This window comes from Alteromonas sp. G4i13 (assembly GCF_054960505.1).
In genome coordinates this window covers 137,207-159,289 of sequence record NZ_JBHNYX010000005.1, presented here as the reverse complement: position 1 = coordinate 159,289, position 22,083 = coordinate 137,207, and the positions used below count along the sequence as shown (strand labels likewise).

Annotated in this window: 17 protein-coding genes; 7 read left to right on the top strand and 10 right to left on the bottom strand. The window is 46.3% G+C overall.

What is annotated here, in order from left to right; genetic code table 11:
* The first annotated feature begins 131 nt into the window (after window positions 1–131).
* On the top strand, window positions 132–1,028 hold the full coding sequence (gene cyoE, locus ACFI6J_RS03935; RefSeq protein WP_239257731.1) for a heme o synthase: 897 nt from the start codon (window positions 132–134) through the stop codon (window positions 1,026–1,028).
* A gap of 84 nt (window positions 1,029–1,112) precedes the next feature.
* Here cyoE and ACFI6J_RS03930 read toward each other — a convergent pair whose 3' ends face one another.
* Window positions 1,113–1,625, bottom strand: a complete 513-nt coding sequence (locus ACFI6J_RS03930) for a YgjV family protein (RefSeq protein ID WP_071960224.1) — start codon at window positions 1,623–1,625, stop codon at window positions 1,113–1,115.
* A gap of 185 nt (window positions 1,626–1,810) precedes the next feature.
* Here ACFI6J_RS03930 and ppiC point away from each other — a divergent pair, with 185 nt between their 5' ends.
* Entirely contained in the window at window positions 1,811–2,092 is a 282-nt protein-coding gene (gene ppiC, locus ACFI6J_RS03925; protein WP_012520075.1) for a peptidylprolyl isomerase PpiC, read from the top strand.
* Window positions 2,093–2,184: 92 nt separating this feature from the next.
* On the opposite strand, the gene ACFI6J_RS03920 is transcribed toward ppiC, so the two are convergent.
* The 3 genes from ACFI6J_RS03920 to ACFI6J_RS03910 form a co-directional block, all read right to left on the bottom strand.
* A complete protein-coding gene (locus tag ACFI6J_RS03920; RefSeq protein WP_049585538.1) occupies window positions 2,185–2,931 on the bottom strand; it encodes a hypothetical protein in 747 nt (248 codons plus the stop codon).
* 175 nt (window positions 2,932–3,106) lie between these two features.
* The gene (locus ACFI6J_RS03915; protein WP_462585729.1) at window positions 3,107–4,213 is read right to left on the bottom strand and encodes a FecR family protein; all 1,107 of its coding nucleotides are present in this window, start codon (window positions 4,211–4,213) and stop codon (window positions 3,107–3,109) included.
* Window positions 4,206–4,796, bottom strand: coding sequence for a sigma-70 family RNA polymerase sigma factor (locus tag ACFI6J_RS03910; RefSeq protein ID WP_462585727.1), 591 nt, complete (start codon window positions 4,794–4,796; stop codon window positions 4,206–4,208). The genes ACFI6J_RS03915 and ACFI6J_RS03910 overlap by 8 nt, the downstream gene beginning before the upstream one ends.
* 209 nt (window positions 4,797–5,005) lie before the next feature.
* Between ACFI6J_RS03910 and ACFI6J_RS03905 the strand changes: the two genes are divergently transcribed.
* A complete protein-coding gene (locus ACFI6J_RS03905; RefSeq protein WP_462585725.1) occupies window positions 5,006–8,170 on the top strand; it encodes a TonB-dependent receptor in 3,165 nt (1,054 codons plus the stop codon).
* A 35-nt stretch (window positions 8,171–8,205) separates the two neighbouring features.
* Here ACFI6J_RS03905 and ACFI6J_RS03900 read toward each other — a convergent pair whose 3' ends face one another.
* Both ACFI6J_RS03900 and ACFI6J_RS03895 read right to left on the bottom strand, forming a co-directional pair.
* On the bottom strand, window positions 8,206–8,388 hold the full coding sequence (locus ACFI6J_RS03900) for a DUF6435 family protein (protein ID WP_039229326.1): 183 nt from the start codon (window positions 8,386–8,388) through the stop codon (window positions 8,206–8,208).
* A gap of 164 nt (window positions 8,389–8,552) precedes the next feature.
* Window positions 8,553–10,880: a TonB-dependent hemoglobin/transferrin/lactoferrin family receptor gene (locus tag ACFI6J_RS03895; protein ID WP_239217763.1), complete on the bottom strand. Its 2,328-nt coding sequence runs from the start codon at window positions 10,878–10,880 to the stop codon at window positions 8,553–8,555.
* 225 nt (window positions 10,881–11,105) lie between these two features.
* On the opposite strand from ACFI6J_RS03895, the gene ACFI6J_RS03890 reads away from it, so the two are divergent.
* From ACFI6J_RS03890 to ACFI6J_RS03880, 3 genes are read left to right on the top strand one after another with little or no spacing between them, the layout of a single operon-like run.
* A complete protein-coding gene (locus ACFI6J_RS03890; RefSeq protein ID WP_239217761.1) occupies window positions 11,106–11,900 on the top strand; it encodes a DUF4198 domain-containing protein in 795 nt (264 codons plus the stop codon).
* Window positions 11,901–11,925: 25 nt separating this feature from the next.
* Window positions 11,926–12,825 carry an EF-hand domain-containing protein gene (locus ACFI6J_RS03885; RefSeq protein ID WP_061486789.1) on the top strand — a complete coding sequence of 300 codons (900 nt, stop codon included), beginning with the start codon at window positions 11,926–11,928 and terminating at the stop codon, window positions 12,823–12,825.
* Entirely contained in the window at window positions 12,825–14,264 is a 1,440-nt protein-coding gene (locus ACFI6J_RS03880) for a DUF2271 domain-containing protein (protein ID WP_239217759.1), read from the top strand. Before ACFI6J_RS03885 ends, ACFI6J_RS03880 begins: the two co-directional genes overlap by 1 nt.
* Before the next feature lie 104 nt (window positions 14,265–14,368).
* Here ACFI6J_RS03880 and ACFI6J_RS03875 read toward each other — a convergent pair whose 3' ends face one another.
* The 4 genes from ACFI6J_RS03875 to ACFI6J_RS03860 all read right to left on the bottom strand — a co-directional run bounded on the left by ACFI6J_RS03875 (window position 14,369) and on the right by ACFI6J_RS03860 (window position 20,384).
* Window positions 14,369–15,076, bottom strand: a complete 708-nt coding sequence (locus ACFI6J_RS03875; protein WP_168463123.1) for a DUF6445 family protein — start codon at window positions 15,074–15,076, stop codon at window positions 14,369–14,371.
* Window positions 15,055–15,798 (bottom strand): SapC family protein, encoded by a 744-nt coding sequence (locus tag ACFI6J_RS03870; protein WP_168463124.1) that lies wholly within the window; start codon window positions 15,796–15,798, stop codon window positions 15,055–15,057. The genes ACFI6J_RS03875 and ACFI6J_RS03870 overlap by 22 nt, the downstream gene beginning before the upstream one ends.
* Before the next feature lie 26 nt (window positions 15,799–15,824).
* Window positions 15,825–17,393 carry a tryptophan halogenase family protein gene (locus ACFI6J_RS03865; protein WP_168463125.1) on the bottom strand — a complete coding sequence of 523 codons (1,569 nt, stop codon included), beginning with the start codon at window positions 17,391–17,393 and terminating at the stop codon, window positions 15,825–15,827.
* An 84-nt stretch (window positions 17,394–17,477) separates the two neighbouring features.
* The gene (locus ACFI6J_RS03860; protein ID WP_039233753.1) at window positions 17,478–20,384 is read right to left on the bottom strand and encodes a TonB-dependent receptor; all 2,907 of its coding nucleotides are present in this window, start codon (window positions 20,382–20,384) and stop codon (window positions 17,478–17,480) included.
* Between the two features lie 541 nt (window positions 20,385–20,925).
* On the opposite strand from ACFI6J_RS03860, the gene ACFI6J_RS03855 reads away from it, so the two are divergent.
* Complete coding sequence (locus tag ACFI6J_RS03855; RefSeq protein ID WP_171337241.1) at window positions 20,926–22,083, top strand: NAD(P) transhydrogenase subunit alpha; 1,158 nt, start codon at window positions 20,926–20,928, stop codon at window positions 22,081–22,083.

Genomic DNA, 22,083 nt, shown 5'->3' with positions numbered 1-22,083 from the left:
CGCGGTAAGTACGTTAAGCCCTCATGTTTCGCCCTTCTATTGGTGCAACCTATTTTGGGGGCAACATTGGGGCTTCTCAGTACACCTTGATACGTGTCTAAATGGGCGCGTTCTAAATTTGGATTTTACCCATGACCTCTACTTATAAACGTTACCTCTCAGTTACCAAGCCCGGCATTATTATGGGCAATGCTATTTCGGTAACGGGCGGTTTCTTGCTCGCGTCCCGTGGCGATATAGATTATTGGCTATTGCTCGCAACGCTCATCGGTTTATCGCTGGTGGTGGCTTCAGGTTGTGTCATTAATAACTGCATTGACCGAGATATCGACGGCAAAATGCAGCGCACGGCTAGCCGGGTTACGGTAACAGGCGAGTTGCCATTACTTACTGCGATGTTGCATGGTGCTGTGCTAGGCATTTCGGGGTTCGGCTTGTTAGCAGCTTACACCAACCTTACCGCGGTATTTTTTGCCGCTTTTGGCTACGTCATTTATGTGGGTGTTTACAGCCTGTATATGAAGCGAAATTCGGTGTATGGCACGTTTGTGGGCAGTTTGTCGGGGGCCGTTCCGCCCGTAGTCGGTTATTGCGCCGCGAGCGGTCAGTTTGATATGGCTGCAGCTATTTTGCTGGGTATGTTCAGCATTTGGCAAATGCCCCATTCTTATGCCATCGCTATCTTTAGATATAACGACTATAAGGCGGCTGGCATTCCAGTATTGCCTGTATCGCAAGGTATTGCGAAAGCAAAACGCCATATCGTCCTTCATATTGCGTTATTTGCTTTAGTAGTAATGCTGCTTCCACTTAGCGGTTATACGGGTATTGGCTTTTTAACAGTAGCTTTCGCAACAAGCCTTTGGTGGCTGTTGATGGCGCTGCGCGGATACAGACCCGATATCAACGTAGAAGGCTGGGCAAAACGTGTTTTTGGTTTCTCCATTGTGAATATAACGCTGTTATCCGTCGCTATGTCACTGGACTATCACACGTCAGTAACGAGTCTGTTTGCGCTCTCGTTCTAATAGACGTGTTTCGACTCACTCGACGAGGTTGGCTTGAAAGCTTCCAATGCAGTGTGCGTATAGCAACGCATTCACTTTGGGCAATCAGGCCTGACCGAGTGCTTTTTGCCCTCTGTACAAGCGAATAATGGTGAAGCTATTAACTGCCAGTAGCGTAGCTTCAAGCAGGGTGCCGCCAATAGAGCCGACAATAATATTGTTGGTTAGCCAACATATAGCGCCGCACAAAAACGCTAAACGCATGCGTATTCCCGACAAACAAAACAAGGCATAAGTGCCTATACACGTGCCCAAAATAGGGAATAAGTCGTACCAAACTTCGGCCAAATACAGCCCGGCTGCTAGCGATATTAATATAAACAGGTAGGCGACACTACGGGAGCGGGTTTTAATTGAAATGCCTGTTCTTACCACTGAAAGCAAGGCACTTAAGCATGCAGTAACGGCACCAAGTAGCGCAAAATGCAGGGCGTGATTTAAATTCATCACCACCATCATTATTCGCAGGTGCTGATCATCACGCTGATAAAAGCACAAAATGCCAAGCGCAAAACTCAGCATTCCTATCGCTTGGGCCAAGTCGAATTCTGGTAACAAAAGGGAAGGCTCGTCAATGATTGATAAAGGTTAACGATACGCAGCTTTTAAACAGCAGAGTAGCCTTTACATCGCTTTTTTAACCCAACACATCACATTGACTAATGGAAGGTGGGTTGTTCACTAGGGTATACTTAGCGTGCACGATATTATTCTTAAACCCCGAGACAAATTAGGTCCTTTCCATGGCAACGGCATCCGCACTTCACATTTTGGTTAAAACAGAGAAAGAAGCGCTTTCTATTTTAGAGCAGCTTAAAAAGGGTAAGGATTTTGCGACATTAGCAAAGCGTCATTCTAAATGCCCGTCGGGCAAGCGTGGCGGCGATCTTGGTGAATTTCGTAGAGGCCAAATGGTAAAAGCCTTCGACGATGTGGTATTTAAAAAAGACGTGCTCAAAGTACACGGGCCGGTGAAGACCCGTTTCGGCTACCACCTTATCAAAACGCTCTATCGTAGTAATTAAAACCAGAGCCTTTTAAAACCAAAGCCGTTAAAGCCGAAGCAAGCCCGATCCATTCAACAAGCGTTTAAAGTATGTCCTAGCTAATTACCTTGTTAATTGCCGGGCTCCCACTTTTCACCGCATACTGAATTTTTGGTAAATATGGCGTACGGGCTGTTGGTGTCGTGCAGTGAATTGCGTAGCGCTGCGCCGTGATCTACCGTAATAAAAGCTGTGTCAGAGGCCTTACCTTGTTCATCCAGCATAAAGTAATCGCTGGAGTAGCTTGTTAGCATCATGCGATTGTCGTAACCCATATCGCTTAAGCGAACCCGGGTAATGGCTTTAAATTTAGCATCGGGGTTAGAAAGGCCTACGATTTTCTTAAAAAAGTAGCCTTTATCAGACTGCAGCTGGGAAAAACCATTTAACGTGTTTATCAGGGTTTTTAAATCTATTGCTTCGCGCTGCAGCATGAAGTCGTGCTGGATGGCATTGCCATCTTTTCTAAGGCTGTCTTTCGACGGTGCTTTACCAGCAGTATAGGCCTGCTCTGCTTCCATTGAAGAAAGGTGCGCTTGCCCTTCCTCTGTATAGTGAATCAGTGCGCTCGTATTCATGTTTACGTAGTAGTCGCTGATCCCCGCAGGTACCACTTCAAATAGCATAACATCTGGGGTTACGGCGCCTCGCTCTTCGGGCGTTTGAGGGCCTTTAGCCACGCACTTGTCAGAAATGAAATAGTAATATTGGCCAGCTTCAATGGCGAAAGCTGTATTAGATAGCACCGCGCAGGTGGCCAGAAATAGTAGCCTGGAAGTGAGCTGCTTAATTGCCGTTAAAGTACTGCCTATTTGCATATCAAAGACGCCTTATTGTTTGATGCATTTATCTATCATACCAATGCATGCAGACTGATATAAGGCGTCATTGTAAGGGGGAGTAGGTAAAAGCGCGAGTTAAGCTTTAGAACGCGCTTTGTGTTTAGTTTGTAGCTCAATAATGCTAAGTAATAACTTATGAGCAAACCCACCGTTAACGGGGGCGAAGGACAATAGTGTCGCTAGAGTAGTCTGTAGATATCTGTAAATTGTCGGCAAGGGCGGCAATAAGCGCGTCTACATCATTGGTGTTGAATAGCCCTGCTACTTGCATGTTAGCAAGCGCAGCATCACCTAAAACAACCGTTTTGTCCGTATATCGGCTTACTTCTTCAATCACGTCAATTAATGGCTCGCCGCGAAATACAATCTTGCCTTCACGCCAGCTTAAATCATTCGCGATATCTTCATCTGACACGGTCTCAACGGTGCTGTTAGGCAAAGATAAAAGCGATTTTTCACCTTGAACTAACGTCAGTGGCTGAGCCTGCGGTTTAATAATTGGATCAATAATGCTTTCGCCATTCGCTTTGTTAAGTGTATAGCTGGCGACTTCTACCACGCCTTCGGTAACTACCAGTTCAAGGTCGCCGCGGTGATATTGCACATTAAAAGCAGTACCAACCGCCTGTATGGCTTTACCGGCTGCAAGTACATTGAGCGGGCGTGATTTGTCTTTCGCCACTTCGATATGAAGCTCACCTTTGACAAGCTGAATAATCCGTGAGTTTTCAGTAAAAGCGATGTTCACTTGAGAGTTGGTATTAAGCCATAGTGTACTGCCGTCCTCTAAGCTAATACTCTTGTGCTCGCCCGGTTTGGTCGAAGCTTGTAACGAGTAGCTTGCCATTTGTGCAACAGGTTCGGTTTGGTTAGACGGCGAGAATAAATTTAGCCCCTGATAACTTAACAGCCCGACCATTAAAATCGAGGCAGCAATGGCCAGCGGGCGCTTCCAATTCACGGTGTGGTTTGCTTTGTGTTTGACGCTAGGCTCAGGTGTATGAGGTACGATCTCAGCCAGTTCGCTAAGCACCGACATCTTGTCCCACAAGGCTACCATTTCGAGGAAAGTGTCTCGATGCAATGGCGTTGCAAGCCATTTTTTTAGCGCTTGCATTTCTTCGGCATCAAGCCCCTCGTCGAGTTTCACAAGCCATTCGCTGGCGGTATCAAGCACTCGATCATCGCTATTAAATTGAACAACGTTGCTTTGGGTGTCTGATTTGTCGGTTTTAGTTTCGTTTTTAGAACTATTCATGGGCGTCTCTCTTTACATCCGCCGAGCTGTGTTGCCCACCATTTTGATAAGCGTTCGGCCGTGTATACGACGTTGTTTGTCGTCGCATAAATAAGGTGCATCTTTTAATCCCTTCAGCAATATGCTTTTCCACGGTTTTTTCGCTTATCTCTAATTCCTGGGCAATCTCTTTAAGAGAGTAGTCATACACTTTCTTCAACACAAATGCGCGCCTGCATTGTTTGGGTAGGGCGCGCACTGCATCACAAAACAACTTAAACTCTTGCTGGGTAGCGTTGTTGTGAAATGTTTCATCTTCAACACCGCTAATTGCACTTTCCAGCGCCGCCGCAACCTCTACGCTGTCGTCTACCATGCGCGTATCAGCACGCTTTAAATGATCGTAAGCCAAGTTTTTTGCGGTCTTAAACAAAAACGACTTAGGCTCTTTAATATGCTCAGTAGATTTAGCCTGACACAAGCGGACGTACGTATCCTGTAGTATGTCGTCGACTTCTTTAGGCGGCACAAGGCGCGATAGCATTTTGGCCATCGAGCCGCGCGCCGACATATAGGCATTATGTATGGCTGTTTCTATGGGCATATTGTTATTTTTTATCGTTGTTACTTACTAAGACGACAGCCACGCTATTTTCCCCCAGTATTTTCAACATTATCGCTCAAAAATTAAATTTGTTAATGGGTTGTATATAATGCGGCGCTAGTTTAAAACAACACCAACAATAAAGAGGAGGGTGACGCGTAGGCATTTCCCCTTCATAAATTAATAATAACAATAGCGTAAATACAAATATGCCTGTGGCAAATAACCCATTCGACACACAACCCAAGCTGCCTTTTAAGCCTAAAGCTTTAACGGTTGCGCTGTGTATGGTGTCGTTCGGCGCAAGTCACACCGCTATTGCTCAATCGGTGCTTCCTCACCAACAAGCCGAAGTAATTGCTCAAAATAAGTCACCGCTTCCAGCGATAAATTTCGCTATTCCCGCACAAAGCGCAGATGAGGCGATCATCGCGTTTGCAAACCAGGCCGAGCTGACCGTAGTCTTTCCCTTCAATAAAGTCAGACATGTCTTTGCCAACGAAGTAAGTGGTAACTATACGCCGCAGGAGGCAATTAAAAAGCTTTTAGCTGGTACGGGCCTGAGTGCTGATATTGTTGATAACACACGCATAAAAATAGTGCCTGCTAGCGATGGCGATGAAAACAATCACTTGCTAGGTCGCCTGTTTAACGCCATTACCGCACAAGACGATAGCTTGGTGACCGTACCGGATGAGCAAGGTAGTTACGACATTGAATACATTGAAGTAAGGGGCTTGCGAGCGCGTGTTGCTCAATCGGTGGGGATTAAACGCAACGCGAACGTCATCATTGATACAATCCAGTCGGTGGATATGGGTAAGTTCCCCGATCAAAACCTCGCAGAAGCGCTGCAGCGTGTGTCTGGCGTATCTATCGACCGCGCAGAAGGGGAAGGGCAACTTGTTACGGTGAGGGGCTTTGGGCCGGAATTTAATCGGGTTTTATTAAACGGCAGGCCCATGGCAACCGATAAGCTCGGGCGCGAATTCAGTTTTGATACACTGGCTTCTGAGATTGTCAGCAGTGTAACCGTACACAAACAAAGTCAGGCGACCATGCAGTCGGGTGGCATTGGCGCTACGATCGATGTTCAAACTGCTAAACCTTTATCCTTCAAGGGAATGCGGGCGGCTGGCAGCGTCAAAATGCAGTACGATACCAACTCGCAACAATACGCGCCTTCAACGTCTGCCATGTTCAGCAACACCTACTTAAATAACTCGTTTGGTATTCTAGCCTCTTTTACTCAGCACAAGCGCCAAGCGCGGTTAGAAGAAGCGCAAATCGATGGATGGTTGGTGAATACTAACGTACCTGAAAGTGAGCTTTCTGAAGACGTTCCTACGTTATACGTTCCCAGAAATTACGATCAAAGAGTGCGTTTTGACGATAGGACCCGTACGGGGTCTGCACTCGTTTTACAGTATAGACCTAACAACAAGCTAGAGCTTACTGCCGACTATTTGGGGTCGACATTCGATGTGGAGACCTCGGCAACCTCAATGGGGCATTGGTTTACATCAAGTAATCTTGAAGATGTTACGGTTGATAAAAACGGCACGGCGGTGGCTTTTTCACAAAACAGTGGGCACGCCACCGACTTTCACGCGCGCACATTTAACCGTTCGTCGACTTTAAAAAGCTTCGGTTTTGCAGCAAACTATATCGCGAGCGATAGCGTAATTGTTGATGCTGATCTGTCTTATTCAATGGCTAATGTCGATGACAATAACGGAGAGGGCAATTCTCTCTCGCTTATCGGTTATCTAAATCGCTCTTCATTTGACCATACTCAATCAAACATATTGCCGGCTATATCGGGCTTTGAACAAGCCAACCCTCGTCAAGTTAACGCTTTGGGGGAGCCTGTGGGGGTATCCCATTACTTAGACCCAGCTAACGGCCGTTCTCATGTGATGCTGCGCAGAGGATGGAGTGTTGACGACGATATAGGGCAAGGAAAAATCAATGTAAGCGTGCTTGGCGACGATAACTGGTTTAGCAAAATTGACGTTGGCGGAGCATTAACTCAGCGAGAAAAAGCCAACGAAAGAAGAGACAACGAAGCCGACGCAAGACACTGCAGTTTTTGTGGCTATTTTGATGCACCTGATATTCCCGATAGCTTCCAAACCATATTTGACGCTGGCGACGATTTTCTTGGGTCAATTAGTGGGCATGAGAACATACCTCATCAGTGGCTGCGTCACGACGGCGATACATTATTTCGTTACTTGGAGAACGCCGGTGATGTCAGTTTAGCCGCTGAAACTCGGGGGAGTTCTTTCGCGGTTAAGGAAACCGTGTATGCGGGGTATGTTCAAGCCGCTATTGAAAAGGATTTTGCGCCTTGGTTTATTGATGTGCATGCAGGGCTACGGGCTGAGTATACTGACGTAAAAGTAAGTGGTGTCGACGAACAGTTGTCGGCGTTAGTTATTTTAGACCAAACCGAACTGGGGCAAGAATTTGGCGCCTCGGTAAGCATTGATGAATCGTCAAACTACACCAATGTTTTACCTAGCGTAAGTTTTAAAGCCAGCTGGTTAGATAGCTGGGTATTTCGCGCGGCTTATAATCACAGTATCACCCGCCCAACCTTAGAACAGATGGCGCCGGGCGTAACTTACACCACCACGCGACAAGGTGGTGATCTGCGGGCGCGTATCGGAAACGCACAGCTATTGCCCTTTGAGGCAAAAAACATTGATTTGGCCATTGAGCATTACTACCAGGAAAATAGCTATATATCGGCAGGTTACTTTAGAAAAACGGTAGATAATTTCATTGTTAATGAAAGCAGTACACAAACCTTTAATAACGTGACTGACCCTAGCACCGGCACAGATCCAAACGCGGTTGATGATGCTGATGCATTAGCGCAGTTTTCCGTAATATCTCCTAGCAACGGTGAGTCTGCAACGGTTGAAGGGGTAGAGGTAGCAGTACAGCATTTGTTTGGCGAGTCAGGGTGGGGAATTCAGGCCAATGCGAGCTTTGTAGACAGCAACGCTGAATTAGACACCGCCAATATCCGTTCAACCTTCGCACTTACAGGGTTGTCGGGTGCAAAAAACATGGTGCTTTTTTATGAAAAAAATGCGCTGCAATGGCGGGTGGCCTGGAACCAGCGAGAAGGGTTCTTGCAATCACTGAACCAAACCCAAAGCACCGAGCCTACCTTTGTTAGCCCCTACAAGCAGTGGGATATGAGCCTTTCATACCAATTTAGCCCGAGGGTTTCTGTATTTTTTGAAGGAATCAATATTACTAACGAAACCGTGCATAAGCGCGGCCGATTCAGCAATCATCTCTTGCTTGTGCAAGACGCGGGGGCGCGCTACGCCTTAGGTGTAAACATCACGTATTAGTATTCGGTCACACGCAATGTGCAAGCGCCTAGCATTTATGTTCCTTGTGTATTCTTCTCCAGTGTTTCTATTTCTTTCCACAGTTTTTCTGATTGGGCGGTAAGCAATGAATAAGTCTTTATGTCACCGTTTCTTTGCGCGTGCATGGCTTTTTCAAGAAGGGCGTCATACTGCTTCCGCATCTTTTTGGTTGGATTGCTTTTAAAAAGTCCAAACATAGTGAAAGTCCTAAAAAGAGAGATAGCGAGAAAACGTTTGAACAGGAACTTTCGATCACCCATTTTCGTGAACAAACTTTCATAAACATTCATGGGAGAATACTTGAGTGAATAGCAGGCCACTTGGCTAAGTTGAACTCAGTATGGCCTGCACTTTGGTTACATTAGAACTGGTAAGTGACGTAGGCACTTATACTTCTGCCTGGCTCTGAGTAGCGCTGGTATCCATTGCCGCTTACGCCGCCAAAGAAACCACCAGTACCGTCTCTTACGCTATTAAGTACTTCCCAGCGGTAATACTCTTTGTCTGTAAGGTTGTAAATTGCCGTGGTAAAGCGCAGGTTTTCAGTAATGTCGTAGTAGGCGAGCAGGTCGAAAACAGCATAGCCTGCAGGCGTATGCGATGGACCTGCGCCGTTGTTCAACGAGGTGTAGCTAAGTTGAGTACTTTCTTCTACCCCTTTACTCAAAATTGCGACAAGTTCTGCGCCCCAATCACCTTCATCAGATACGTAGCCTAATCCAACTGTTGCGGTATCTGGCGATACGGTTTCTAAGTCGTCACCTGCATTGTTGAAAGCAGACGCGGTGTCGTAGGTACCGTCCAACGCTGTATATGCAAAACGACCTGATACATTATCGGTAAAATGATAATTGGCGGTAACTTCAAAACCGTCAACAGTCAGTTCACCCGTATTTTGTGGCTGCGTGAATACATCATCAGTGTTCACTACAGTTTCACAACCGAAACGACCGCACTGCACGGTAGTTACTTCAGTGCCATAAGGCGTTGAATAAGTCTCGTCTTGAATCATGTTGGTGTACTCAGTTCTAAACACCGACACGCTGACATTCCCGTTCTCGAAATCACCAATATAAGTGAGTTCAAAGTTAGTCGACTCTTGAGCATCAAGCTCACTGTTGGCTATACGATCAAGATCAATAAAGGTGTCACCAGTTATAATGTCGGTAACTTCATCCCCTGAGTTCGTGCCAAAATATAAGCTTTGTAGCGTAGGCGCTTGGTAGCCCTGAGCAACACGGACATTTATAGAATGACCTTTTACGAATTCGTAGGTTGCACCAATCTCACCAACCACCGCACTAAACTCGCTGTCTGTGATGCTTAACCCTGTGGGGTCTGAAAATGTGCTATCTACAGTAGGCGTGTATTCGGTTGAATCGTAGCGAAGTCCAAGGTTTACACTTAATTGCTCGCTAAGTTCAACCGTGTCAGCTAGGTAGGCTGTAATTAACGTTTTTTCGGTTTCTGGAACAAAGCTTTGGTCGCGAATAGGGTAGCCGTCTAATATAGGCGAGTCCGCGGTTTGTCCAGCGAACCTGCGGTCAAACATCACCGCTTCAGCGTCCACCTGTTGAAAACTAAAACCATAAATAATCTCATGGTTAAATTCTCCGGTGATTGATTTGGCCAAATCAACATTGAAACTCAATGAGTCCTGGCTGAAATTGCGGTCTTCGGTACGCAATATAGCGTCGCCGTCTGCACTGCCGTAAAGAAAGCTGGTTACACCCGATGAAAACAGCTCTTGATAGTTCAATGTCACATCTATGCTGTCAGCAAACGCTAGGCCCAAGTTTTCGTTGTTAAAGAAAAGCCCAATTCGCTCGCGGTTATTTTCATCCGCTGAGGTGAAGTCAAAATAAGAATCACTTTGGCGAGAAAGAGGTACGCCGTTCGTTTCTCTGTCTGTCTTTTCGTAAACAAAGCCTAGTTGCTGGTGCTTAGAAAAGTTATAAGCAAGTTTAAGTAAAACTGCATCGACTTGATTATCCATCGGGTCAGCCTGACCACGTGCTGAGCCAGAGATATTCTCACCATGGCTGTGGGCTTCTGTTTCACTACTGTCGCGCATTGTGTATTGCAATAGCGAGTCGAAGTTACCCGTTCTGTTAGCGACGGTGCCGTGTACTAGCCATTCGTCAGAGCGTGCATCAAAACCGGTTTTCAACTTAACGCCTGTAGCATCACCTGTGGCAGGTAAAAAGTCGCTCGCTTCATTGGTCACGTAGGTAACTGAGCCTGCAAGGGAGCCTGGTCCTTGCGCGACAGCGCTTGGGCCTTTAGTGATATTGACGGCTTTTACGTGTTCCAATTCAATTTCGCCGCGGCTCGATCCATACATTCCATAAGCGGCGAATGAGCTTGGGTTTAGCGTTTCGCCTTGACCGACGCCATCTACAGTTACTGCTACGGCGTCTCCTTCCAAGCCGCGAATGTTGAAGCCATCGTTACCGAAACGGTTACCCGTATCATTAGTTTGTACTCCTGGGATATAGCGAGCGGTATCTTCAATATTTGTAATTGAGCGCTTTGACAGAGTTTGTGCATCCAGCACGGTTTCGACAGTCGTTGTCAGGGTTTCTTCACTTTTGGCCTTTGTAACTGCCAATTCTGATTGTTGAGCTAGGGCAGGAAGTGTTAGCGCACAGCCAAGCGAAATAGCTACCGTTGAGCGTTTAAATTTCATTGTTCTTTTCCAATTTTTAATAAAAGTGCAAATAATTAGTATTTCGTATCAACGCTAAACCTCCTGTTTGCGTCGGTTGATATCATTTTTATTTTTCTTAAATCGCGCCTGTCAAAGCGATTTCTTGACACTTCGTGCGTCAAAAATCGATCGTAATACTATTGATAACCATTATCATTTGCAATAGTATGATTTCACTTTTACACAACTAGAAAATAAAAAACCATGAAAAAACACACGCTCATCAGTTTACCCTTGCTTATTGCAAGCTGCTTCAGTGGCGCTGCTCTAGCCCACGTGGCTTACCTAAAACCGCTTCAGTTTGAACCGGTTAGAGGCGGTAAAGTCACGCTGGATGCATCTTTTGCAGAACAATTTTTTGTACCAGAAGCGGCAATTACGAATGCATCGTTTGAAGTGGTAACCCCTAGCGGCAAGCAAGTGAGTGTGGAGAAGGTTGTCGATCTGTCTACCCGTAATGTTCTTGAGCACACTTTAGAGGAAGAAGGGACTTACCAGTTTTCGACCGGAAAACGCATGGGGGCAATTTTTCGCGTGTATGAAAAGGACGGTGAGCGAGGCTCTATGCGAGGTAATGAAAAGCCTCTACCTGAAGGTGCGATACTAAAAGAGCACTTTCAATCAGTTACGTTTGCAACAACGTACGTAACGAAGAAAGGGCCAAGTGAACAGGCGTTAGCGCCAAGAAACGACGGCTTAGAGATCGTGGCAATTAATCACCCTAACAGTTTGTTTGCCAACGAGAGTTTTAATTTCAAAGTTCTGTTTAACGGTAAGCCTGTTACCGATCATGAAATCTCGGTGTACCAAGGAAAAGATCAGTTCGCCGAAGAATCTGATGTAGAAAAATTAACGACAAATGCCAAAGGGCAAGCGTCATTTACTCCTTCAGCACAAGATGTCTATTTGATGCAAGTAAGACTGCGTACCGACGCGCCTGATGGTGCAGACGTGCCCACTTATAGCTACACCACCACACTATCATTCGAAGCCTATTAATCATTGAGGGTACAAGGAGATAATTATGTTTAAAACAGTAAGTTTAGCCGTTGTATCTGCGCTTTGTATTAGCGCTTCGGCAGTAGCGGCACCACATAGCGCCAGCGGCATTATATTGACCTATGACTTAAACAAAGACGAGTCACTTCCATTAGAAGAGTTCGTTGATGCCAGACGCGCTCGCTTCAATGCGTCTGATACCAACAAAGACGGTGTACTTGATGAAAGTGAATACGTTTATGAGTGGGAAGGCAAAGTAGAAAAACGGTTAGCTGAAGACAGAAAAGCATCGGTAAAACAAACTCACATACGTTTCCATGCTGTCGATAGTAACGATGACGAGTTCATTACTATTGATGAAGTAAACGCGGTGGGTGAGCGAAGTTTCTCGCGTATGGACAGTGATAATGATGGTGTAGTTGCACTGGGCGACCCTGAACCAGCGCCCCGTCGCTCGGCGTCACAGGAAAAAGATGACAAACCTGAGCTAGTACAGCGCCCTATGTTGCGCATGCCGACCAGCCACAATATTGAAGGCTTTGTCACCTTATACGACCAAAACGGTGACGAAAAGGTAACAAAAGAAGAGTTTCACGCCGTTCGCAAAGCGCAATTCCAGCGTACAGACGAAAACAGTGATGACAAGCTTACAGAGCAAGAATACGTGCTTGAGTTTGAAGACAGGCTGGATGCACAGATCGAGAAGACCCATGAAGGGCAAATTAAACAAACTTACGTTCGCTTTGAAGTTCTTGATACAGACGAGAATGGCAAAATGACATTTTCAGAGTACATGGTGTCTGGGTTTAATGCCTTTCATCGCTACGACACTAATGGTGATGGCTACTTAACGTTAGCTGATCCAGCGCCTGCGCCACGTCAGCAGGAGCAAAGTGACACCACCACTGCACAAGTCAGCGAATAATGGTTGGGCGTTTCCTTTTATATCTGGCGGTATTTACCGCCAGCTATGCTGTTAAGGCCGAGTTGTATGTGTTTCCTGCACCATCACCAGAAGCAACCTCCCACACACTTAACACAGAAATAACCCTGTACGAAGAGCAGACACTTAGCGCCATTGAGCAAAAGAATATTGATCTACTGATTAAAGACACCTATCAAACGCTAGATAAATCAAACGCAACGAGTGCGCTTAGCGAAATTAATCAACGTTACGAAGGTACACTTCCGGCGTGGCTGTACAGTGCCATTAAGCGGTGCGAGGATTGGTTTAATCGGACTGAAGGTAACATAAGCTGCCGCAACGGTGCGCTTTATGACTATTGGGCCGAATATGTTCAAGGTAAGCATGACCTTTCGCGTCGCGAAGTGAGACGTCTTGCTCGTGTGGCGCGCATTGCTGAGGTCAATTTTAATGACGATAACAGCGTGGCATTTGCGTCACCTATCCAGTGGGATTTATCCGAGTTCACAGCTTCTCTTGCCGTAGATCGCATTGCTCACTACCTGACATCAATTAATATTCGTTCTTACCACATTAGCGCGCAAGGGCTAGAAACCCACGCGTCGAACCAAGGTTTTAGTTGGCAGGGGACCGTGGCGCAAGAGGCTGTAATTCAAAATGGCCGCGCAACGGACGCTGTTAGTAATCCAAGCACCATCGCATACATCAGGCCGTGGCAACGCCCAGTACTTTCTACTTCAAAGCTGGCGTCTTTAGAAAAGGGCGTGTTAAGCCACAGTGACGGTTGGCCTAGCGCCAAGTTTCAAGCCATATCAGTGGCGGATAACGCATTTGAAGCCATGTTGTTAGCACACTTTTCGGCAACCAAAACAGCGCAGCAAGCCATGGAGTTAGTTAACGCGAACCCATCACTAGCGCTGAAGTTAATTGATGAAAATGGCAGGGTATTTACCAGCAACACCTATACGGCTCGCACGTCGGGTAAAAACAAGGCTGAAAAAAATGGCCACGCCATCTCAATTGATATCACCTTACCGCTATTTGACATTGCAGATTATCGCGGTCCTTACGTAAGCGTGTGGATAAGCGACGAAAAGAACCGGCTAGTAAAAAGCTTGGCGCTTCGCGGCACCAGCGAAAGGTGGCTAGGCGAGCTGCGCACATGGTGGCGAAGAGTGGGTCGGAAAAATGAAGGTTTAGTCGATGGGTTTGCCGGGGCTACAAAGAAAAACGCGCCCTTGCACATAGAGTGGGATGGATTGGATGATTTTGGACAAAGCGCAAACTCTTCGTCGTTAATACTTCACGTTGAAGTGGCTAGAGAGCACGGCGGTCGAAGCTATGAGAAAATTCCATTTACCTTTGATAGCCTGACTTCACCAATAACCGTAACGGGCACGGATGAAATCGCGTCTATTACACTTTCACTAATGAATTAGTCGTCAATCTTAAAATTGCAGTAACGTAACGAGCACTACCAAAGGCAGCTATCGCAAATCGCTATCTGAAGTTTTCATAGTCCTCATTATTAGGGCTGAGCGTTTTACCCTTTAAACGTGATACTGGCGTTTGCGGTTAGCCTGCCTTCTTTCACATCAACAGAATCCGAAATATCGTTAGGTAAACAGCCGCTGTGCAGCAAGTTGGCTGGATACAACACGGCGCGATTAAACATAGGCTCAATGCGGGCGATTTGGATGAACATGGCGGTATCACCGTTTATGTACGCTTTAGGTGGTAGCCCTACGCTGGTGGCTTGACGTTTTAAGGTTTTAAAATAGCCTTCGTATTGCGCTGCATTAACCCGCTCTAACCCCGTTTCAATATGTCGATAGAATGCAGTACCGCCCAAAGGTGCGCTAAACAGATAGTGTACCAATGCCCATTCATTATCCTTTTGCGTATCGATGTGTGGAATACATTGAATGGGCGACAAATTTTTCGGCTCTTGATTGGCTATGGAAAGTTGCACTAGGGGTATTTGAAGCGGCTTTTCCACGCCAAAATCTTGTAGCCCATTATGCGAAGCAAGTTGGCTAAACAGCAGCGGAAGCGAGGTATGTAGGTGTTCGACATACTCCTGGGGCGGGTGACTTCTCACCCCCGGATAAAAGTCGCCATCTCGTTTTGTAAACGGGTGGTGTTGAGCAATTGTTTCTACCAAACTCAGCGGGTCTGGTATGAAACCATCGATAACAACAATCGGTGTGGCTTGCTCACCAACCTTAATCAATTTGTAGTTTGAAACCATGCGTCTGCGTTTTTATTCGCCTTGTTCTTTTTGTCGATAAGGGCATAGATTTGTGCGTTTGACGCTATGAGCGTGTAAATGCATTGCAGCATGTGTTGTGCATGCAAATCAGCAATCGCGTCAGCACTAAGCGCCGCTAGCTTATCTTCATCAATGGTATATAACCCTGTTATAGACGTTTTGCTTTCGTTTTCAAAGGTAATATCTAGGGTGAATGGTGTGATAAGGTTGTGCTGTTGCAGCGCGGCAATAAAACGTTGATTTTGCGTTTCACCGTCAAGAAGCTGAGCAAGGATCTGCTGCTTTTCTAACAGGTAGTTACTGGGCTCTCCCGTGTTATCAAAAAGCGGTGTGCCTTTTTCTTCGCTTACTGAAGCGTTATCCATATCAATGCACAGCACCCGGTTGCTGCTGTCAGCGCTTTGCGCTTCCGTTCCTACATAAAAAGGCAGGCGTTCAAACTGTGCGGGAATATAAACCGCATCCCATTCACCTTGTTGCCAAAATAGGTTTTCTTTTTCTTCAAAACCTAATAAGGCAGATAAGCCAAATTGTCCAGAATCGTCAAACTTGGTGATCACCACGGGGTAATGTACCACAAGCTTGTTGAGTTCAGAGACCACCACAGGAACAAGGTGCTGATTGGCACTGAGTGACAATGCATCGTCGGTTACTTTCAAATCTGCATGTTGTTTATTATTAATGGCAACCATGTGAGTCATACGTAGGCCCTGCTTATTGATTTACGTTAAACGGCCTGCAGGCCGAATTGGTGAATTTTATTAATAAGTTCGCGATGTTTAGGCAGTTTCTCCACCGCCATGCCGCGAGCTTTTCTGTTCTGCATCAACTGTTGCTTAGCAAAGTCGGCGTTAACCCATTGCTGATGTGCGCCTAAATCTGAGGTGAACCCCATACCGTACAGGACATACTGATAGCTTGCCGCGGGGAATACCTCGTTGTTGCTGGTAAAGTCTTTGTCACTAGGTGGGTGGTATTGCCACAGTGCGAGTAATTCTTTTAATGAATCCGGAATAGTATGACTATCGCGATTGTCCCGCCAAAATGCGCTGTCTTCTCGCTTACTCAACATGTAATGCAGCTTTAAGAAGTCGATAATTCGCTGCCAACGGTAAGAAAAGGTGTCATTAAAGCGCTTCGCCACAATATCCATTACGGCTCGGTTTGCTGGTAACTGTTCAGCAATCATTGAGGCAGACAGCTCCACCAGTACAAGCGCTGAGGCTTCTAACGGCTCTAGAAAGCCCGCCGCTAGCCCAACAGCCACGCAGTTATTTTGCCAAAAGCGCTGCCTGTGTCCGCTTTGAATAGTAATGTCTTTTACGTTTATCCCATCTATGCCGTTTAACGTGCTGGTTTGGCGAACGTATGTGTCTAAGCGAGCATAGGCGTCATCTTTACTCTGATGCCTACTGGAATAGACGTGGCCTACACCTCGGCGTGACTGCAAACCGATATCCCAAATCCAACCGGCGTCTTGTGCGGTGGAGATAGTGTGGGAAGCAATAGGACTTTGCGGGGTGTCATAAGGCACGTGTACTGCTAATGCTCGGTCGATAAAAAGTACATCGTCACAGGGAATAAACGGCACTTTGTAATGCTCACCAAGCAGCATAGATTTGAAGCCGGTACAGTCAACAAAAAGGTCGCCCTCTACTATTACCCCTTGCTCGGTATTAAGGGCTTTGATATCGCCGTTATTGCTGCTTTCAACGCGGTTAACGTCGGCCAGCACATGGTGTACACCTAGTTTTTCAGTGCAGTGTTTGGTTAAAAAGGCGGTAAATTTTCCTGCATCTAGGTGATAAGCATAGTTTGCGGTGCCTGCAAACTCTGCGTGGCGTATGCTTTTAGGTGCACAACCTGCTTCGCATATCGCTTCCTGAACACATACTGCATGGGAAAAAGATTCGTTTAATTCTGGTGCAACAGACTGCCAATAAGGGCCTAAATTTGTTTGCGAAAAACCTTGGGGCAGCATGAGAGGGTGGTAGTAAAAATCGTGCTCTTCACCGCTGGTCCACTTAGCGAACTTTGCCCCTTGCTTGAATGTGGCGTCGCATTCTTTGATGAAAGTGGTTTCGCTAATACCCAATGCAATTAGTGTTGAGCGCATGGTTGGCCAAGTGCCTTCGCCCACGCCAATAATAGGCACATTGGGGCTTTCTATTAAGGTTACTTTAATGTCTTTGCGGGTAGCGCATTGATGTTGCGCTGCAATACGACCAGCCGTTAGCCACCCTGCGCTACCGCCACCGACTACTACAATGTGCGTTATGGGAGTTGCTGTTGTCATACTGATTTCCTGAATAAAAACTGTGGCTACCAAAGGGTAGCCACGAATGTGGGACCAACAAATGTCGGCCCCAATTACGCGAAACTAAAAGTTTCCGCGCACACCGAAGGCCCAACGTCTGCCGCTGTCTTCAACCAACAGCAAGTGATTAGAGAAGCGACCGCGTTTATGTACAAACTCTTCTGTAAGGTTAATACCTTCAAAGAAGATTTCTACATTGTCTGTCACGCTGTAGCTACCGCTAATGTCAAGCTGTTGATAAGACTCAACAATGGTTGGGCCGTCACCCTGCCCTTGTGTTAACGACTGAACAAACTCATCACGCCAGTTATAGGCAAGACGAATTTGATAATCGTCAGTTTCATAAAATGCCACCAAGTTGTAAGAATCACTTAACCCGGTTAGTGCAAATACCTGATTAATATCGAATGGATCGAGTTCGGCGTCACTGTCAACGATAGTTCCGTTGGCAAGCACCCCAAAGCCATTATCGAAAGTGTGCTGAAGCGCAAGCTCGAAGCCGTCTACCGTTGCGTCTTCACCGTTATTTGGCAGAGTATTGGTAAACACAGCAACGTCGTCACCCGCATCTGGCGCGCTAGCGTTAGCGCCTGTAGAAGGGTCGGTTAGCAAGCTGCCGTCAGCAAGCTCGAAGGTTTTGTCTTCTTGGCTATTAACAATAAAGTTCGATACCAACTTTCTGAAATAACCAATTGATGCATAACTTGCTTCGTCATAGTAATACTCTAGTGACAAGTCCAAGTTGTCCGATTTGAATGGCTCTAGTGCAGGGTTACCACTGGTAGACGTTAAGTCACCACCTTGGCGGGTGGTCGTAATTACGGTTACCGGCGACATGCTGTTAAGCGTAGGGCGAGTAATAGTTGAACTCGCCGCAAAGCGCGCAATTAAGTCGTCGGTAATTTCCAAACGTACGCTGAAGTTTGGCAATAGCACGTCGTAATCAGACTCAGTGGCAATACTTTGCGCATCGCCAAAACCAGCCAGCATTTCGGTTTGATCCAGAATCGTTAAGCCTGTTATTGGCGCTTGCGTTCCGTTAACCGTCACATCCGTCATTTCATAACGCACACCAGCGGTTGCGCTTAAGAACATGTCTGCAACTTCGCCTTCAAAGTCGAATTCCATATAGGTAGAGATGATATCTTCTTCAACTTCAAAGCTGTTGTTACGGCGCACCGCATCAAAACTAATCGAATCACCATTTACGCTTTGATAGTAAGATTCTAAAAACGCAAAGTTGGCTTCGCCATCATGGGCAAGCCAAGAGGTGGGCATGCGACCGCTACCACTTACGTCAGAAAGAAAATCGCTGCCTGCGTCAAAAACGTATTGGCTGCCTGCTGGGATCTCGGGCAAGTCTGGGTAACCACAGTAAGTACAGTGAATACCTACACCTTCATTGTCCCAACGGGTAAGTGATTTGGTTTCGGTGCTGTACTGTGCGCCAAAGCGAATTTCAGTTAGGCCGCTGCCATCTGTTACGTATTCGCCGTCAAAGCGCAGCTGGCTCACTTCATCTTCTACCGCCCAGCCTCGACGCAGCATTACGTGAGCTCGGCTGTTCGCTTCATCAAGATGATTGCTAACACCATCAGGTGTCAGTGCAGGGTTGTATATAGGGAATCCGTCAGGACCAGTAACAATCGCGCCATCTAGTTCTTGTTGTCCGCTATAAATATTGTCATTAGGCGAAGCGAACATGCTGGCAACTGGTAAAATGTTGTCATCTACTTGGAATCGTACGCGGTTGGCATAACCAATAAGTGAAAGCTGATCGCCGCCACCATTATTGGCTTCGCGTTCGGCTTCTGAATGACTTAAATCAAACGATAAATTCAGATTATCAGAGTACTGGTAATCAAAGTTAAGGCCTATGGCATAGGTATCAGTTAAACGGTCGAACGTTTTGGCGTGCATATCGGTCGCCAAACCTACCTCTTGGTATAAATCGACAATAGTACCGTTTGCATCAACCGTTGGGCTGCGGCGATTGCCGTTTTCATCAAACAGGCTGCCGTCATCACCTACACCCTGAATGTTAGGCGCGGTAAACCAGTGGCCGTACGACGTTGCTTCAGACTCTACGTCAAAATCTGAATACAGTGCGTCAGCAGTTACAACCAGTTTGTCGTTAGGTGCATATTGGAATACAAGATTAGCGTTTGTTCGGGTACGCTCTTCAAAGGTCACTTTGTGATCGTAGTTTCGCGGTGAAAATACATTGCCTGTCCAAGCATCGCCTGACTGCGTAACAGGGTTTGGCACGCCAACGTTCTCTAGCCAACCGTCCATCTGAGCCTGGTTAAGGCGAGTCTCACGCTCTTGGTGTGAAACGGCAAGTAATACACCGAAGGTGTCGTCATTGAACGTGTTGCTAATAAGGCCAGAAAATTGCGGCGTAGTTTCTTCGCTATTTTCGTCGTACACGCCTTTTACCGAGCCCGCCATTTTAAAACCGTTTAATGCGAACGGGCGCGCGGTATTAATATTAATGGTAGAGCCTACACCACCAGACTGCATTGTGGCCGTTGACGTTTTATGCACATCAAGGCTGCTTACTAACTCAGAAGCAATCGTGTCGAAACTGAACGCACGCGAATCGTTTTCAGACGCCATTTGACGGCCATTTACCAACACGGTGTTAAACTGTGGTCCAAAACCACGTACGGTAATTAGCTGGCCTTCACCGCCTGAACGGTCGATAGATACGCCGGTAATACGCTGTAGTGATTCAGCTAAGTTGGTATCGGGAAAATCACCGATGTCTTCTGCGCTAATGGCGTCGACTACGCCAGCAGAGCTGCGTTTAACATCCATCGATTTTGCAACCGATGAGCGGATACCACTTACCTCAATCACTTCTACGTCTTTATTGGGTTGCGCGTCTTGGGCAAATGCACTATTCGCAGAAATAGCCGACGCTAAAACTGCTGCCACTGAGCATGCAAGCTTGGTTTTCCTATACATGATGGTGTGTGTCCTAATCGTTAATTTTAATGCGCCTTATGGTGTGCACCCCACTTGGCTTTCTCTCACAGCATTTCGCTGTTAATTCATCAAGACGACACGGTTTGTAAAATCCCCCAAATTTTTTTAACAATTTTTTAAATTAATTGAATCACCTTATTTAAAAGGCGTGATTTCTTCGACATCGATTATCGTATTTCACCTTTACGTGTGTTTAAAAAGTGTACAATTATTAATGTATTCACAGAATAAATGCTTCTTTATCCACTTCATTTATCGCCTGTATGCCATTTCTATATAAATATTAGTTATGACTCGTAAGTAAATGATACTAGTGATGTATGCCCATATAGCGTAGCTTTGCCGCAGTTTCGCTTGAAAAATAAGCGGAATGAGGGGTGCTATTCGAAGCAAAATAAATACAGAAATTGCCTGTTCTGTTTTTGATTTCGCTAGAGAATGCTAGGCATAAGTGAATAAAATGGCTTAGTACTGTTTAAAGGGTGTCATTCTCGGATAGCCGGAATGTGAGGAGAAGCGTGTGAAAATCATAATATTAAATGAGTCAAAAGCGCCAGATCCGCTAAATAATGTGGAGAAGCGATGTGCGGCTACACCTAGTAGTGCGCAGCGTCTGGTGAAAAAAGGGGCGACCTTACTGCTAGAAGCGGGGGCGGGCGTACACTCAGGGTATTCAGATAAAGAATACAAAGATGTAGGCGTAACTGTCATCGATGATGTGAATGATGCATTATCAACAGCAGATATGCTGGTGGCGGTGAACAAACCCACCGATGCACAGCTAGCGTTGATGAAAAAAGGGGCCATTGTGGTAGGTCATCTCGACCCTTTCTTTCAGCAATCGCTTGTTGAGTCTATTGCAGAAAAGGGGCTAACCGCTATTTCTGTAGAGATGATCCCTCGTTCTTCTCGTGCACAAAAAATGGACGCATTGAGCTCGCAAGCGAGTCTTGCGGGTTACGTAATGGTGATGCAGGCGGCGAATCAGTTGCCATCAATATTACCTATGATGATGACACCGTCAGGAACAATAAAACCAGCAAAGGTATTTATTATTGGAGCTGGCGTAGCGGGTCTTCAAGCCATAGCAACCGCGAAACGCTTAGGCGCAAACGTACTTGCTTATGACACCCGCCCTGTGGTGGCTGAGCAAGTAGAATCGCTAGGTGGCAAATTCCTTAAGATCGACATTGGGGAAACAGGCCAAACGAAGGACGGTTATGCAAAAGAACTGACCGATGAACAAAAAGCGAAGCAGCAAGAAGCGCAACGCGACGCGATTGCCGACTCTGACATTGTTATTACGACAGCGCAGTTATTTGGTCGCAAACCACCAGTGCTTATCTCAAAAGATACATTAGCACTCATGAAGCCGGGCAGTGTGGTTGTAGATATGGCTGCAACATCAGGTGGTAATGTTGAAGGCTCGGTTGCTGGCGAAACCGTTGAAGTTAACGGTGTAAAGGTAATTGGTAATGGTAACTGGAGCCAGTATGTGGCTAAAGCCGCCACTGACATGTACGCCAATAACATCTACAACCTTGTGGATGAGTTCTTTGACGATGAAACCAAAACCTTTGGGCTGAATTTAGAAGACGACATTTTGGCCGGCTGTGTTATTACTCACGACGGTAGCATCACCAACGACATGCTTAATAACGCATACAAAGGAGCCTAA